The sequence below is a fragment of the Bacillus cereus group sp. BfR-BA-01311 genome (genome assembly GCF_022664295.1).
Taxonomy (GTDB): Bacteria; Bacillota; Bacilli; order Bacillales; family Bacillaceae_G; genus Bacillus_A; species Bacillus_A cereus.
In genome coordinates this window covers 483,431-499,411 of the sequence record NZ_JAKUHC010000003.1, presented here as the reverse complement: position 1 = coordinate 499,411, position 15,981 = coordinate 483,431, and the positions used below count along the sequence as shown (strand labels likewise).

Genomic DNA, 15,981 nt, shown 5'->3' with positions numbered 1-15,981 from the left:
CACTTATAATAGAGAGGTAGTATTTTACAATTTGCTAAAATGGGGATGATGAAGTTGAAAAAAGTATTGGTGCTAGGGGGAACAAGATTTTTTGGTAAACATTTAGTAGAAGCACTTTTGCAAGAGGGGCACGATGTAACGATTGCGACGAGGGGAGTTACTGAAGATTCTTTTGGTAGCGCAGTAAAAAGAATAATTATTGATAGAGAAGATGGAAAGCTACTAGAAAAGCGTCTAGAAGGAAAAAGTTATGATATTGTATACGATAATTTATGCTATAGCTCGAATGCAGCGAAGATAATATGTGAAGTGTTACGAGGGAAAACGAAGAAATATGTTATGACATCTTCAATGGCCGTCTATGAACCTGCCCTAAGCTTATCAGAAGAAGACTTTAATCCGTACGATTATGCAATCGCGTATGGAGATAGGAATGACTTCAATTATGGTGAAGGAAAGAGATTAGCTGAAGCCGTTGTATTTCAACAAGCAACATTCCCAGTTGTTGCAGTTCGTTTTCCAGTTGTTATTGGAGAAAACGATTATACGAAAAGGTTACAATTTTACGTTGAATGTATTGTGAACCAAAAACCTATCGTTGTGGATCATGTAGATGGAACTTTGTCATTTATACATGAAAAAGAGGCAGGAGAGTTTCTAGCTTGGTGCGGAATGGAAAATGTGAAAGGGCCAATTAACGCCTGTAGTAACGGGGTAGTTTCTACGGAAGAAATTATTCATTTCATAGAAGAGAAGACAGGAATAAAAGCACTCATTCAGAAAGCTGGGGAAAATATAGCTCCTTATAATGAGGTAACTAACTGTACATTACATAATGGAAAGGCTCGTGAATTCGGATTTTTGTTCCGAGAGCTGAAACTAGAAATGAAAAATGTTTTAAAACATTATATAAATACAATGAAGTAATCATAAATCCCCCGGTGGCAATCCGGGGGATTCTGGAGGATTTCGACAATACTGATTTTACATTACCAAATTTACCTTATACGTATGACTAATGTTTTTGTGATTGAATTGCTTGTAAATACTTCTCGTTTACTTGGTCCCAGTTTACTGTATGCCACCAGTTGGTAACAAACTCTGGGCGCCTATTTTGATACTTTAAATAATAAGCATGTTCCCATACATCAATTACGAGTAAGGGGATTTTCCCTTCTTGCAAAGGCGTATCTTGATTTGGTGTACTCATAACAGAGAGTTCCTCACCGTCAAGAACAAGCCATCCATAGCCACTTCCAAAACGACTAATAGCTGCTTTGGAAAGTTGATCTTTTAAGTTGTCAAAGGTATTGAAATAATAATCAATTACTTTTGCAACGTCTCCATTAGGCTCACCGCCACCTTGTGGGCTCATCACTTCCCAAAAAAGACTATGACAATAGTGACCGCCACCGTTATTTCGTACAGCTGTAACAATTTCCTTCGGTAAAGTATCTAAATTACATAGCAATTCTTCTAAAGATTTATTATGTAATTCAGTATAATTTTCTAAAGTAGCATTTAAATTGTTTACGTATGTCGCATGGTGCTTTCCATGATGAATGGAAAGTGTATTGCTATCAATATGTGGCTCTAGTTCATCATAGTCATATGAAAGCTTTGGCAATTGAAATGAAGACATAACATTACCTCCTTTCTATTTAAAAAGTTGGTCTAGGTAAAAATACTTTACCTGAGTCAAAAATACACCCATTTTCCATATAAGTCAATAGTAAGTCCATTAATTTTCTGAAAAATATTACAATAAAAGTAACACTCTCACTTTCATTTGTGACTCCTATCCTTTTTGCTTATACTGTAAAGTAGCAGGGTTTTGTTGAAATAGAAGGAGATTGTTTATGAGTAAAACGAAACAATTAATAGAGGAAGCAAGTAATTTTATTACGATTTGTTATAAGGAGCTTCATAAAGAACAATTGATAGAAGAACGTATAAAAGAAATTCAAATTGAGATAGAGAAGACAGGGACATATGAGCATACATTTGAAGAACTTGTTCATGGTTCACGAATGGCATGGCGTAACAGTAATAGATGTATTGGAAGACTATTTTGGAGTAAGATGCACATATTAGATGCGCGCGAAGTAAATGATGAAGAGGGTGTATATAATGCATTAATTCATCATATTAAATATGCAACGAACGACGGGAAAGTTAAACCAACCATTACGATTTTTAAGCAATATCAAGGTGAAGAAAATAATATAAGAATTTATAATCACCAATTGATTCGATATGCAGGATATAAAACAGAAACGGGAGTGATTGGTGATTCTCATTCCGCTACATTTACGGACTTTTGTCAGGGGCTTGGTTGGCAAGGAGAAGGTACGAATTTCGATGTATTGCCACTTGTGTTCTCTATAAACGGGAAGGCACCTACATATAAAGAAATTCCGAGAGAAGAAGTAAAAGAAGTGCCAATTGAACACCCAGAATACCCTATTTCATCACTTGGAGTAAAATGGTATGGTGTTCCAATGATTTCAGATATGCGTTTAGAAATTGGCGGTATTTCTTATACAGCCGCTCCGTTCAATGGATGGTATATGGGAACAGAAATTGGGGCGCGCAACTTAGCAGATCATGATCGTTATAATTTACTTCCGGCTGTTGCGGAGATGATGGATTTAGATACATCGAGAAACGGTACCTTATGGAAAGATAAGGCGCTAATTGAGTTGAATATTGCCGTACTACACTCCTTTAAAAAACAAGGAGTTAGTATTGTTGATCACCATACTGCTGCACAACAATTTCAGCAATTTGAGAAGCAAGAAGCTGCTTGTGGTCGTGTTGTAACAGGTAATTGGGTATGGCTTATTCCGCCATTATCTCCAGCTACCACTCACATTTATCATAAACCGTATCCGAATGAAATTTTGAAGCCAAATTTCTTTCATAAATAATATTTAGTGCAGTTTTTTTCTGCAAAATATATTTTTTTTAATTACTGTTATGTAGCAAATGGAAGCCTTTACTCTCGGTTATTTTTGGAAGAGGCTTTTTGAACCAAGGAGTACCTTATGTTATAATCAAATTTCTGTTTCGAAGACCTTATAGAAATATAAGGTCTTTTGTTTTGCTTTTTTATGTAAGAGGAAGAGAATTTTTCTTTTTAATAAGGGATTTGGCATATTTTTAGGGACAACATAAGTATGTGGGAAGTCGATAAAATGTTATGCATATATAATTATTATGTTTTAGGTTTAAACAATAAAACATAATAAAGTTGTTTTTTTAGATTGCTGAGGAAGGAGGAAGTATAAATGAGGATGAAGAGTCGAAAAACTGATTGGCCTGTATTTATTATTAGTGGTGGTTCACTTTTATTATTTGTAATTGCAGTTTTTTTGAACAAGGATTATGTAGAGAGTGCGATTAATAAAAGTTTCGCTTTTTCAATTAAATATTTCGGTGCCTTCTGGCAAGTTTTATTATTAGGTACATTTATTGTTGCGATGTGTATGGCTTTCTCCAAATATGGGAGAGTTAAGCTTGGGGGATTAGAAAAACCTGAGATTAGTACGGCAAAATGGCTTGCTATTATTATGTCTACATTACTTGCTGGAGGTGGCGTTTTTTGGGCAGCAGCAGAGCCAATGTATCATTTGATGACGGTGCCACCAATACATGATGGTATATCTGCTGGAACGAAAGAAGCAGTCATGCCTGCTTTAGCACAAAGTTATATGCATTGGGGATTTTTAGCATGGACGATTTTAGGTACAATTAGTGCGGTAGTTATGATGTATGGACATTATCATAAAGATATGCCGCTAAAACCTCGAACGCTTTTATATCCTATTTTTGGGGAAAAATTAAGAAAGAGCCTGCTTGGAACGATAATTGATGCAGCTGCAATTATTGCAGTAGCTGCAGGTACAATTGGCCCAATTGGATTTTTAGGTTTACAAGCAAGTTATGGATTACAAGAATTATTTGGAATTTCTGATGTGTTTACTACTCAATTAGCAATTATTGTTTGTGTGGTGGCCGTGTCTACCATATCGGCAGTAACAGGTATTGATAAAGGGATTCAAATTATAAGTAATTTAAATGTTAGATTAGCAATTGTGTTAATGGCATTCATATTACTATTTGGGCCAGGTGGATTTATTATTGATTCGTTTGTTTCTTCGTTTGGATTTTATGTAAATGAGTTTATACCGATGAGCACATACCGTGGTGATACAAGTTGGTTAGGATCTTGGACAATCTTTTTCTGGGGATGGTTTATTGGATACGGACCAATGATGGCAATTTTAGTGAGTCGAATTTCAAGAGGGAGAACGATTCGAGAAATCATCGTTGCAATTGGAATTATCGCACCTATTATTACAACATTTTGGTTTACTATATTAGGTGGATCAGGCGTGTTTTATGAGTTGATGAATCCTGGGTCTATCTCGGACGCATTAAGTGAATCTGGTATGCCGGCAGCTATGATTGCAATTACAGGGCAATTGCCACTTTCTAATATTATTGGACCAGCATTTCTTTTATTAACAATTTTATTTGTAGTGACAACAGGAGATTCAATGGCGTATTCCATTTCAATGGCAGTGACTGGAGACGGAGATCCTAGAATTAGTTTGCGAATTTTTTGGTCGCTTATTATGGGCGCAGTTGCAGCAATTCTTTTATATATGGGTGAAGGAAGTATTAATGCGCTACAATCGTTTATCGTGGTGACGGCAGTTCCGGTATCAATTTTGTTATTCCCAATGCTATGGTTAGCGCCTAAAGTTGCGGGAGAATTAGCATTAAAACAAGGTATTGTAAAAGAAGAAGATAAAACTGCATTCTTATTTCAGAAGGCTAGTAAATCAAAATAAATAAAAACGTAAAAGAGGAAGCATCTTAAATGAGATGCTTCCTCTTTTACGTTTAATCTAATACTTTTCCCTTTGTTTCTGGTACACATAGTAGCATTGTAATTAACCCGATTGGGTAGATGATAAAAATCAAGGACAATGCTCCAAGTAGGTTGCCACCTGTAGCGAGTAAGCCAATAATAACAGGCCCAAATCCAGCTAACCCACGTCCTGTACCGAAAATAAAGTTTTCAGCGGTAGAGCGAGCTTCAGCAGGATAGTTTTCAGCTAAAATTGCTCCAAATCCTCCCATCATTCCATTTGCAAAGAATCCAAGCAATGCACTTCCCCATAATAATAATGTTGAATCTGTGAATAAGAAGAAGTAAATGAGACAGTATACTGTACCGCCAATATAATAGATTGCAAAGGTTTTACGTCGACCAATTTTATCAGCCAGAATACCAAAGATTGCAATTCCAATTAGCATACCGATGGTAGAAATGAACATCCAGCCACTTGCTTTTGCTAATGTATAGTTATATTTATTTGCTAAAATAGTGGGCATCCATGTGAAGATTCCGTAATATCCGAAGTTTTGGATGAACGACATAATAATAAGACCAATTGTTGTAATTGTTACTTTTTTATTGGCAAATAACTTTCGAAGTGGAAATTTTTTTATATGTTTTAGTTGTTCTGCTTCAGTAGTTGTTAATTTACCTGCAGCTTCTTTTTGCAATAGTTCCTTTTTGTAGCGTTGTTTTTGCTCCCATATTTTCGGTTCACTTAAACTTTTACGGACATAGACAGCTAGTAAAGCTGGAATTAATCCAAATAAGAAAACGGCTCTCCATCCAAAGTGTGGGACAATAAATGCTGGAAGGAGTGAAGCAATCAGTACACCAAATTGCCATCCAAGTGCAACAACAGATGTCGCTTTAGCGCGCATTTCTTTAGACCATGTTTCTGTTACGATGGCCATTCCGATTCCGAATTCACCACCAACTCCCATTCCAACTAAAAAGCGCAGAATTAATAATTGCCAGTAGTCTGTTGCGAAATAAATGAGTGCGGTTGCTAGTGAAAACAGTAAGATTGTGAAGGCCATTGTACGAATACGGCCAAATAAATCAGCAATAAATCCAAATAAATAAGAACCAATTAACATTCCTATTGTGGTAGCTAAAGTTAAGTTTCCACCTTCAACAGGACTTAAGTGAAACTCTTTTAAAATATAGACAAGTACGAACGATAACAGCAACATATCTAAACCTTCTGCTGCATATCCTAGCGCAGAACCAAATAATGTTTTATATCTTTTCGCTTTTGTCTCCTCTGTTGTTTGTTGTACATCAGTAGTGACGTTCATTATTACTCCTCCTTATTTTCTACAGTCGCTATGGAAGAATAACAAAAGGCCTTCTCACCTGATATGATGAGAAGGCCAAAAAAGCATACGTATCCCCAAGAAAAGAACATACGTATATTGTATTCCGACTTCCTTCTCAACCTCACGGGGTTGGGTTAAAGGACTGTATTATATTACTTTATTTTTAGCACTCTTCTATATGTATTGTCAAATAAAGAGGAAGTTATTATGTGTAAAATATTTCAAAAAACATTTCGTTCTTCTTGACGCCGACTTCATTATTTTCCCATAATAAAACTAACTAAATAAAAAGGAATGAATCAAAGATGCTAAATTTAGTACTCATGATGATTGAACGAGTCGGACTTATAGTTATTTTAGGATTTTTACTCTCTCATATTAAAACTTTCAGACGCCTCCTTCATAAACAGGATGGCTATGTAGATAAGCTTAAGCTTATTTGTATTTTTTCGGTATTTACAATTGTAAGCAATTACACTGGGATTGAAATAGCAGGAAATACGATTATGAATGAAAATTGGTTACAAGGTGTTTCATCATCGAGTACCATTGCGAATACACGTATTATGGGTGTTGGAATTAGTGGATTGCTTGGTGGTCCTATCGTCGGAATTGGGGTAGGATCAATTGCTGGTATTCACCGTTATATGCTTGGAGGGACGACAGCTCTAAGTTGTGCAATCTCGTCAATTTTAGCAGGTGTTATAACGGGGTATATTGGATACATTTTCAAAAAGTATAATCGTACAATTACTCCTAAGTTTTCAGCGATTTTAAGTGTTTTTATCGTTTCTTTAGAAATGATTATGATCCTATTAATTGTAGAGGATGGAATGAGCATTGTGAAAACAATTGCGATACCAATGATCCTTGTAAATAGTTTTGGAAGTTTTATTTTACTTTCTATGATACAAGCTATTTTGCGTCAGGAAGAGAACGCAAAGGCACTTCAGACTCATAAGGTATTACGTATTGCAGATAAAACGTTACCATATTTTCGCCAAGGCTTAACAGAAGAATCATGTAAGCATGTGGCACAAATTATTCACCGTTTTACAGGAACAGATGCGGTATCCTTAACAGATACAGAGAAAATATTAGCTCATGTTGGATTAGCATCAGATCACCATATTCCTTCACATAGTTTAATAACTGGTTTGTCGAAAGAAGTTTTACATACAGGGCAAATAATGAAAGCAAAATCACGTGAGGTCATTAATTGTCAACATGAAGGATGCCCTTTGCAAGCGGCGATTGTTATTCCACTAACTTCGCATGGAAATACGATAGGGACATTAAAACTGTATTTTAAAAATCCTAACCAGTTAAGTCGCGTTGAAGAAGAATTAGCAGAAGGGTTAGCAAAAATATTCTCCACGCAGTTAGAGTTAGGAGAAGCTGAGTTGCAAAGTAAATTACTTCAAGATGCGGAGATAAAAGCATTACAAGCGCAAATTAACCCGCACTTTTTATTTAATGCGATTAATACAGTATCAGCTTTATGCCGAACAGATGTAGAAAAAGCAAGGAAGTTATTATTACAGCTTAGCGTATATTTCCGATGTAATTTGCAAGGGGCACGTCAGTTATTGATTCCACTAGAACAAGAATTAAACCATGTACAGGCATATCTCTCCTTAGAACAAGCAAGGTTCCCAAATAAGTATGAGGTAAAGATGTATATTGAGGACGAGCTAAAGACAACTTTAGTACCACCATTTGTTCTTCAAATATTGGTTGAAAATGCATTGCGACACGCTTTTCCGAAGAAGCAACCAGTATGTGAAGTAGAAGTGCATGTTTTTGAAAAAGAGGGTATGGTTCATTTTGAAGTAAAAGATAATGGACAGGGAATTGAGGAAGAACGTTTAGAACAATTAGGAAAGATGGTAGTTTCGTCAAAGAAAGGGACTGGAACAGCTTTATATAATATTAATGAACGTCTTATTGGATTATTTGGAAAAGAAACGATGCTTCATATCGAAAGTGAATTAAATGAGGGGACAGAGATTACTTTTGTTATTCCAAAAAAAGTAGGGGAGGAAGAGCCGGGTGTTAAAAGTATTAGTAGTTGACGATGAAATGTTAGCACGTGATGAACTAAAGTATTTATTAGAGAGAACGAAAGAAGTTGAGATAATTGGTGAGGCTGATTGTGTGGAAGACGCATTAGAAGAACTAATGCAAAGTAGACCAGATATTGTGTTTTTAGATATTCAATTATCCGATGATAACGGATTTGAAATCGCCAATATATTAAAGAAGATGAAAAATCCACCTGCAATTGTATTTGCTACTGCCTATGATCAATATGCACTGCAAGCATTTGAAGTAGATGCGTTAGACTACATTTTAAAACCATTTGATGAAGAGCGTATTGTGCAGACATTAAAGAAGTATAAAAAACAAAAACAATCGCAAATAGAAACGAAGCACGAAATAAAGGGGACAGATGTAACAGTAGAGATGCATAAATTAGCATTACCAATTGAAGAATCAATCGTACTTGTTAATATTGAAGATATTGTATATGTAGGACTTGTGGACGGAAAAGTGACAGTAAAAACAATGAGGGAAACATATGTAACACACGATACACTTGTGATTTTGGAAAAGAAGTTGCCGCAAGTAAGTTTCATGCGTGTTCATCGTAGCTTTATTGCAAATATTAATCATATTACTGAAATTCAGCCATGGTTTAACTCTACTTATAATTTAATTATGAAAGAAGGATCAAAAGTACCTGTTAGTCGTACATATGCAAAAGAACTCAAGAAGCTGCTTCGTATTTAAGGAGCAGCTTTTGTATTTCATCCTTTTATATTTGTAACTGATTCTGTATATTTGACGTTCCGTTATGTAAACGCTTACTTGGGCGGTTGTATCCTATACAATAAAGGTACCAAATCGAAAGAGGTGGCCAAAATGAGTACGAAAAAAGTATATAGTTTCTTATCACAAGCATTCATATTTTCAGCTATTATGTTAATTTCTAATATTATTGCAACACATTTACCAATTCCAATGCCTTCATCGGTAATCGGGTTAGTTATTTTATTTAGTCTATTATGTTTAAAAGTTATTAAATTGGAGCAAGTTGAATCACTCGGAACAGCTTTAACAGGTATTATTGGATTCTTATTCGTCCCATCAGGTATTTCAGTTATTAATTCTCTTGGTGTAATGGGGCAATACTTTGTACAAATTTTAACTGTAATTGTTGTAGCGACAGTTATTTTACTCGCTGTAACAGGATTATTTGCACAATTTATTTTAGGAAAAGATGAAAAAGAAACAGAAGATATAAAAGAATTGAAAGTAGTAAATAAAGGACGCAAGCACGGAAAGGTTGCGTAAACATTGTATTTATATATTGTTGGGAGGTAATGAACATGGCAAGCACAATGACTCCATATTTCGGAATCGTCGTTTCATTAATCGCATACGGAATCGGAACATTATTATTCAAGCATTCAAAAGGGTTCTTCCTATTTACACCATTATTCGTAGCGATGGTATTAGGGATTGTATTTCTAAAGGTAGGTAACTTTACTTTTGAAGAATATAATACTGGCGGAAAAATGATTAGTTTCTTCTTAGAGCCAGCAACAATTGCATTCGCTATCCCACTATATAAACAAGTTGATAAGTTGAAAAAATATTGGTGGCAAATTTTATCAGCTATCGTGGTTGGATCTATTTGCTCAGTAATTGTCGTGTTCATTGTTGCAAAAGCAATCGGTTTAGATACAGCAGTAATGAATTCAATGCTACCACAAGCAGCAACAACAGCAATTGCGTTACCAATTTCAGAAAGTATTGGTGGTATTCCAGCAATTACATCGTTTGCAGTTATTTTCAACGCAGTTATCGTATACGCATTAGGAGCATTATTCTTAAAAACATTTAGAGTGAAACATCCGATTGCAAAAGGTTTAGCACTTGGAACAGCGGGTCATGCATTAGGAGTTGCAGTAGGAATTGAAATGGGTGAGGTAGAGGCAGCGATGGCAAGTATTGCTGTAACGGTAGTTGGGGTTGTAACAGTAGTTGTCATCCCAATGTTCATGCCATTCATTGGATAGTAAAACTTACTTAAAAAATAAGAAAAGCAAGCTATTTGTAGGACAGATTTCTACTGATAGCTTGCTTTTTATGTTACAGTAGTGGTAAGACCTATTAAAAAATGTAAGTTTCCTTAAATCTTCATTAATACTATGTAGAATACGTTTTGAATTAGGTCATTGTATTGTAAAATAAGAAGTAGGCTACTATATACCTGGTAAGGTAGGCATATAATGAGTTTATAAAAATCTTAATATGAATGAATAATTAAAAGTAGAAAAGAGAGAGAAATCTACTTATTAACGTTTTAGTTTATAGGACAGGAGAGAGTATTCGTCGATTATGCAAATAAAAAACCTGTTTCAAAGCAAAGGATTTCAGAGGTTACTCGTATTAGTAATACTTGCTCTCGTGTTATACGGGCTGCAAAGTATGTTGAATTTAATATTAATTACGTTTATTCTCACGTATTTAATGGATCGATTCCAAAAGTTTATTTCACGCAAATTAGATCATTTCATGCCTATTAATCGAAAAATTATTATAGCATTTCTATATGTAATGTTAATTGGTGGAATTGCTATTACGCTATTTAAATATTTACCAGTATTGACGATACAAATTTCACAACTGATTTACCAATTCAATGTATTTTTAAGAAACCCACCAGATAGTGAACTAATTAAGTATGCAGTTAATGCTGTCAATCATATGGAGCTTTCTAAATATGTAGGACAAGGCGTAGACATTTTGTATAAATCGATTACGAATGTTGGTAAATTTGGCCTTCAAGTTTTACTTTCTTTAATTTTGAGTTTATTTTTCTTATTAGAAAAATCTCGTATTGTCGGTTTTACTGCAAAGTTTAAAGAAAGCAGGCTTGCAATTTTCTATACTGAAATTGAGTACTTCGGAAAGAAATTTGCACGTTCATTTGGAAAGGTAATCGAAGCGCAATTTTTAATTGCTGTTGTTAACTGTGTTCTTTCAGTTATCGCATTATGGATATTAGGATTCCCGCAATTATTAGGTTTAGCGTTAATGATTTTCTTGCTTGGCTTAATTCCAGTAGCGGGGGTTATCATTTCGTTATTCCCACTTTGTATGATTGCTTACAATATTGGCGGTATCATGTACGTTGTTTATATTTTGGTTATCGTAACAGTGATTCATGCGCTTGAAAGTTACGTATTAAACCCGAAGTTTATGTCGCAAAAAACAAATTTACCGATTTTCTATACATTTATGGTATTAATCTTCTCAGAACACTTCTTAGGTGTATGGGGATTAATTATCGGTATTCCAATCTTCATCTTCTTATTAGATGTTTTAGACGTGACAAGTGATGAAATGGAGAAGGATGTTGGAAAAAATAAAGTGAAGTAAAGAAAAAGCATCGATGTTCGGTGCTTTTTCTTTTATAATATGATGTTTCTTATGCCATACTGTAAGCAGAACATAGAATAGGGGTGAAGTAATGGCTGTAAATGAAAAGGTAGAATTGGCTACATTTGCTGGAGGGTGCTTCTGGTGTATGGTTTCGCCATTTGAAGAGATGGAAGGGATTATAAAGGTTGTTTCTGGCTATACAGGTGGTCATAAAGAGAATCCAACGTATAAAGAAGTATGTTCAGAAACGACGGGACATTATGAGGCAGTACAAATTACATTTGATGCAAATAAAATGCCGTATGAGGAATTGTTAAATATATATTGGAGACAAATTGATCCGACCGATATTGGTGGACAATTCCACGACCGCGGACAGTCTTATGAAACGGTGATTTTTTATCATAATGAAGAACAACATAAAAAAGCAGAGGCCTCAAAAGAAGAGCTTGAGCAGAGTGGACGCTTTTCAAAACCAATTGCGACAAAAATACTACCAGCAGCTACATTTTATCCAGCTGAAGAATATCACCAAGGATACCATAAGAAAAACACATTCCGCTATGAGTTATATCGTAAAGGCTCAGGACGAGATGCTTTTATTAAGCAACATTGGCCAAAGGATAATGCTCATTTAAAAGAAAAACTCAATGAGATGCAGTATTATGTAACACAGGAAAATGGTACAGAACCACCATTTCGAAATGAGTATTGGAACCATAAAGAGGAAGGTCTTTATGTAGACATCGTTTCAGGTGAGCCGTTGTTTACTTCTCTAGATAAATTTGATAGTGGATGTGGATGGCCTAGTTTTACAAAACCAGTGATGTCAGCAAGTGTGAAAGAAAAGATGGATGTGAGTCATAATATGACACGTACAGAAGTGAGAAGTAAAGAAGGAGATTCACATCTTGGGCACGTATTTCCAGATGGTCCAGGACCAAATGGCCTTCGTTACTGTATTAATTCCGCAGCTCTTCGATTTATTCCAAAAGAGGAATTAGAGAAAGAAGGCTATAGCGATTTCCTAATCTTGTTTGGAAATAAAAAATAACCTCGCAGTTAGCGAGGTTATTTTTTTGTTATTTTGTTTTTTTCTTTTTAAATTTGCTTAATACTTCATAAACGATTGGAACAATAAGAAGTGTTAATAACGTTGAACTTGTTAATCCACCAATTACCGTTACGCCAAGTCCTTTAGAAATTAAGCCACTACCTTCAAATCCTAATGCAAGCGGGATAAGAGCACCGATTGTTGCAATTGCAGTCATTAAAATTGGACGAAGGCGTGTTGCACCAGCTTCTAATAAAGCTTCACGTGTTGATAGTCCTTCATTTTCCTTATGAATAACGCGGTCGATAAGCACGATTGCGTTTGTTACAACGATACCGATTAACATAAGCGCACCAATCATTGCAGATACACTTAATGTTTCACCAGAGATTAATAAGGCAACAAGAGCCCCAATAATTGTAAATGGTAGCGAGAATAAAATTGCGAATGGTGCTAGGGCACCACCAAATGTAACGACAAGAACGAAGTATACAATGGCAATCGCAGCTAACATCGCTAGGCCAAGTTGCTTGAATGATTCTTCAATATCTTTAGTAACACCGCCCATAGAAACATCTACACCAGAAGGAAGATCCATTTTATCTACTTCTTTTTGTACTGCAGCAGATGCTTTTGAAACGTCATCAGATGTTAATTTGGCACTAACCTCTGCATAAACACGTCCATCTCGGTGTGTTACTGTATTCGATGTTTCACCTTCTTTTACAGTCATAACATCTTTCACAGCTACTTCATTACCAAGTGGTGTTGTAATTTTGCGATTTGTTAAGTCATCGATTGTTTCATAATTTTGTTTTTCAGCTTCTACATATACATTGATATCTTTACCGTCTTTTTTAATTGTTGTCAGAACAGGGCGATCATGTTGATTAGAAAGTCCCATTCCAATTTGAGCAGCCGTTAAGCCCATTTTACTCAGCTTTTCTTGATCTGCCACTAAAGTGTACTCTGCATATGTTTTTGCAATACTAGAATCTATATCTTTTAAGTCTTTATTTTTCTTCATGATATTTTGAATATCTTTTACGACAGGCTTAATGTCTTCTGAGCTATCTCCATAAACGTATAGTTTAATTTCGTTACTACCGCCACTTGCTCCGAAGTCTTGGTTTTTCCATTCGCCTTTGCCAGACATCTTCTGTAAATCTTTAACGACTTGTTCTTTCTCTTTTTCAAAGTTTTTCGTGTCGTTATCATATTGCACGAAGAACATTGCTTGGTTTGATTGACCAGGACTCATTGGATTCTCTCCACCTAATGAGAACTGAATTGTTTTGACGTCTTTATTATCTTGGAAGTGCTTCTCAGCTTTTGTTGCAATTTTTTCAACGTCTTCTAACGTTTGACCTGGTTCAGGATTATATGTTGCAATAATCATTTTTTCTTCTTCAGAAGGTAAGAAACTTACACCGATAACTGGTACAAGTGCAAGACTACCAATTAATAGAAGGACAGCGATACTTGATGTAATAATTTTGTGATTTAAAGCCCATGCAAGTATGCGTTTATACCCATTTGCTAATTTACTTGGTTTTTCTTCATGATGTACTTCTTTTTCCCTCATGCTCTCTTTCTTGAATAAGGAATGAGCTAGCATCGGTACGATTGTAACTGCTACTAGTAATGATGCTAATAAAGCGAAGACGATAGTTAAGGCGAATGGTAAGAACATTTCACCAATCATACCTTTTACTAGTCCAAGCGGTAAAAATACAGCAATTGTTACAATGGTAGAAGACATAATCGGGATAAACATTTCTTTTGTAGCTTCACGAATTAAATCTTTTCCACGTAATTTCTCTTCTGATAACGACATACGTCGGTAAATATTTTCAATAACAACAATTGAGTCATCGACAACGCGGCCTATAGCAACGGTCATTGCTCCAAGTGTCATAATGTTAAGCGTAATATCCATTTGCTTTATGACTAAAACAGCAATTAATAAAGAAAGTGGTATTGAAACGACAGAAATTAACGTTGTTCGAATATTTCGTAGGAACAGCATAATAATAACAATCGCAAAGATAGCACCGAAAATTGCTTTGCTTAGCATTGTTTCAACTGATTTTTCAATAGGTGCACCTTGGTCGAATGTTGAAATGATCTCTAAATCTTTATATTTTTTCTCAAGATCTTTTACTTTATCTTTTACTGCATTTACAACATCAACTGTATTTGCATCAGAGGCCTTCACAATTTGAATTCCAATTGCTTCTTTTCCATTTGTTCGAGAAATAGATTCTGCTTTCCCAACTTCTTTAATGTCAGCAATTTCGTCTAATGTAACTGTTGGAATCCCGTTCATAGCAGCTGGATTCATTTGCGGCGTTTGTGCACCAGCGCCAGCATTTTGACTACCTTGACCGTTAGGTGAGGAAGGTATAGCTGGGATTTTAAGTTCTTTTAACGCTTTAATCGTTGTAATATTGCCATCTACAACAACTGATTTTTCCGTGTCTTTAAATGTGTATAAGCCAAGTGGTAAAGATACATCCGATCCCTTAATCACATTTTTTACGGTATCTTCACTTAGTCCTAGTTCTTTCATTTTATCTTTCTTGAAGACAAGCTGTACTTCATCTACTTGTTGGCCAGCAATTTGAACAGATGCAACACCATCAAGTCCTTTTAATCCTGGTACAACATTTTTTTCTACATTTTCAGTTAAGGTAGCTAAAGATTCATTCTTACTTGCCACGCTTAACGAAATAACTGGAAAGGCATTGAAGTTTACTCGTGAAACTTTAGGATCTTTAACACCTTCTGGGAGTTTTACATTTGTGAGAGCTTCTTTAATTTCTGTTTCTGCTTTTTCCATATTTTTATCAAAATCGTATTCTACTTGAATAGAAGATGCGTTTTGAAAAGATGATGAACTCACAACGTTAACACCGCTTAAATTTTGTAGTTGTTCTTCCATCGGCTTTGAAACTTTATCAGCTACTTCTTCTGGTGTAGCACCAGGATAGACCGTAGTTACTGTCACAATCGGTGTTGTAATATCAGGGATTGTTTCCAGCTTCATATTGAGTCCAGAGTAGATCCCCGCAATAGTAACAATAATGGTTAGTAGCCAAACTGCGAACTTATTTTTTAACGAGAAATTGATGATTTTGTTCATGTTTGCGCTCCCTTTTTATTATATTGACCAACTGGTCAGTCTAATACATAATATAACTGACCGTTCGGTCAATCGTCAATAAAAAGAGATGGTATAA

At 35.3% G+C, this 15,981-nt stretch carries 12 protein-coding genes and 1 pseudogene; 10 read left to right on the top strand and 3 right to left on the bottom strand.

Annotated elements, in window-relative coordinates; all coding sequences use genetic code 11:
- Positions 1 to 39: 39 nt before the first annotated feature.
- On the top strand, positions 40 to 927 hold the full coding sequence (locus MR136_RS10360) for an NAD-dependent epimerase/dehydratase family protein (protein ID WP_002025132.1): 888 nt from the start codon (positions 40 to 42) through the stop codon (positions 925 to 927).
- A gap of 88 nt (positions 928 to 1,015) precedes the next feature.
- Here MR136_RS10360 and sodA read toward each other — a convergent pair whose 3' ends face one another.
- Positions 1,016 to 1,642 (bottom strand): superoxide dismutase [Mn], encoded by a 627-nt coding sequence (gene sodA, locus MR136_RS10355; protein ID WP_000094041.1) that lies wholly within the window; start codon positions 1,640 to 1,642, stop codon positions 1,016 to 1,018.
- A 217-nt stretch (positions 1,643 to 1,859) separates the two neighbouring features.
- Between sodA and MR136_RS10350 the strand changes: the two genes are divergently transcribed.
- The gene (locus tag MR136_RS10350) at positions 1,860 to 2,930 is read left to right on the top strand and encodes a nitric oxide synthase oxygenase (RefSeq protein WP_000047627.1); all 1,071 of its coding nucleotides are present in this window, start codon (positions 1,860 to 1,862) and stop codon (positions 2,928 to 2,930) included.
- A 360-nt stretch (positions 2,931 to 3,290) separates the two neighbouring features.
- The gene (locus tag MR136_RS10345) at positions 3,291 to 4,859 is read left to right on the top strand and encodes a BCCT family transporter (protein ID WP_001242442.1); all 1,569 of its coding nucleotides are present in this window, start codon (positions 3,291 to 3,293) and stop codon (positions 4,857 to 4,859) included.
- Between the two features lie 52 nt (positions 4,860 to 4,911).
- Here the strand turns inward: MR136_RS10345 and MR136_RS10340 are convergent, their stop codons facing one another.
- Positions 4,912 to 6,210 (bottom strand): MFS transporter, encoded by a 1,299-nt coding sequence (locus MR136_RS10340; protein WP_001103412.1) that lies wholly within the window; start codon positions 6,208 to 6,210, stop codon positions 4,912 to 4,914.
- Positions 6,211 to 6,536: 326 nt separating this feature from the next.
- Between MR136_RS10340 and lytS the strand changes: the two genes are divergently transcribed.
- The 7 genes and pseudogenes from lytS (at position 6,537) to msrB (ending at position 12,739) form a co-directional block, all read left to right on the top strand.
- Positions 6,537 to 8,306 carry a two-component system sensor histidine kinase LytS gene (gene lytS, locus MR136_RS10335; RefSeq protein WP_242259366.1) on the top strand — a complete coding sequence of 590 codons (1,770 nt, stop codon included), beginning with the start codon at positions 6,537 to 6,539 and terminating at the stop codon, positions 8,304 to 8,306.
- On the top strand, positions 8,284 to 9,024 hold the full coding sequence (locus MR136_RS10330) for a LytR/AlgR family response regulator transcription factor (protein ID WP_000921843.1): 741 nt from the start codon (positions 8,284 to 8,286) through the stop codon (positions 9,022 to 9,024). Before lytS ends, MR136_RS10330 begins: the two co-directional genes overlap by 23 nt.
- Before the next feature lie 132 nt (positions 9,025 to 9,156).
- Positions 9,157 to 9,588, top strand: a complete 432-nt coding sequence (gene lrgA / locus MR136_RS10325) for an antiholin-like murein hydrolase modulator LrgA (RefSeq protein ID WP_000104900.1) — start codon at positions 9,157 to 9,159, stop codon at positions 9,586 to 9,588.
- A 35-nt stretch (positions 9,589 to 9,623) separates the two neighbouring features.
- On the top strand, positions 9,624 to 10,316 hold the full coding sequence (lrgB, locus tag MR136_RS10320) for an antiholin-like protein LrgB (protein ID WP_000168869.1): 693 nt from the start codon (positions 9,624 to 9,626) through the stop codon (positions 10,314 to 10,316).
- A gap of 322 nt (positions 10,317 to 10,638) precedes the next feature.
- Positions 10,639 to 11,682, top strand: coding sequence for an AI-2E family transporter (locus MR136_RS10315; RefSeq protein WP_001166010.1), 1,044 nt, complete (start codon positions 10,639 to 10,641; stop codon positions 11,680 to 11,682).
- Between the two features lie 91 nt (positions 11,683 to 11,773).
- Positions 11,774 to 12,241: pseudogene (gene msrA / locus MR136_RS28560) on the top strand (peptide-methionine (S)-S-oxide reductase MsrA); the annotation flags it as partial.
- Between the two features lie 45 nt (positions 12,242 to 12,286).
- Positions 12,287 to 12,739, top strand: a complete 453-nt coding sequence (gene msrB / locus MR136_RS28555) for a peptide-methionine (R)-S-oxide reductase MsrB (protein ID WP_227599596.1) — start codon at positions 12,287 to 12,289, stop codon at positions 12,737 to 12,739.
- A gap of 28 nt (positions 12,740 to 12,767) precedes the next feature.
- Here msrB and MR136_RS10300 read toward each other — a convergent pair whose 3' ends face one another.
- Complete coding sequence (locus MR136_RS10300; protein WP_242259365.1) at positions 12,768 to 15,884, bottom strand: efflux RND transporter permease subunit; 3,117 nt, start codon at positions 15,882 to 15,884, stop codon at positions 12,768 to 12,770.
- Positions 15,885 to 15,981: the final 97 nt, after the last annotated feature.

What these genes read in the sequence shown, in the direction of transcription:
- MR136_RS10315 (WP_001166010.1), top strand. Translation starts at nt 10,639, where the DNA reads ATGCAAATAAAAAACCTGTTTCAAAGCAAAGGATTTCAGAGGTTACTC.
- MR136_RS10345 (WP_001242442.1), top strand. Translation starts at nt 3,291, where the DNA reads ATGAGGATGAAGAGTCGAAAAACTGATTGGCCTGTATTTATTATTAGT.
- MR136_RS10350 (WP_000047627.1), top strand. Translation starts at nt 1,860, where the DNA reads ATGAGTAAAACGAAACAATTAATAGAGGAAGCAAGTAATTTTATTACG.
- lrgB (WP_000168869.1), top strand. Translation starts at nt 9,624, where the DNA reads ATGGCAAGCACAATGACTCCATATTTCGGAATCGTCGTTTCATTAATC.
- lrgA (WP_000104900.1), top strand. Translation starts at nt 9,157, where the DNA reads ATGAGTACGAAAAAAGTATATAGTTTCTTATCACAAGCATTCATATTT.
- MR136_RS10300 (WP_242259365.1), bottom strand. Translation starts at nt 15,884, where the DNA reads ATGAACAAAATCATCAATTTCTCGTTAAAAAATAAGTTCGCAGTTTGG.
- MR136_RS10360 (WP_002025132.1), top strand. Translation starts at nt 40, where the DNA reads ATGGGGATGATGAAGTTGAAAAAAGTATTGGTGCTAGGGGGAACAAGA.
- lytS (WP_242259366.1), top strand. Translation starts at nt 6,537, where the DNA reads ATGCTAAATTTAGTACTCATGATGATTGAACGAGTCGGACTTATAGTT.
- sodA (WP_000094041.1), bottom strand. Translation starts at nt 1,642, where the DNA reads ATGTCTTCATTTCAATTGCCAAAGCTTTCATATGACTATGATGAACTA.
- MR136_RS10340 (WP_001103412.1), bottom strand. Translation starts at nt 6,210, where the DNA reads ATGAACGTCACTACTGATGTACAACAAACAACAGAGGAGACAAAAGCG.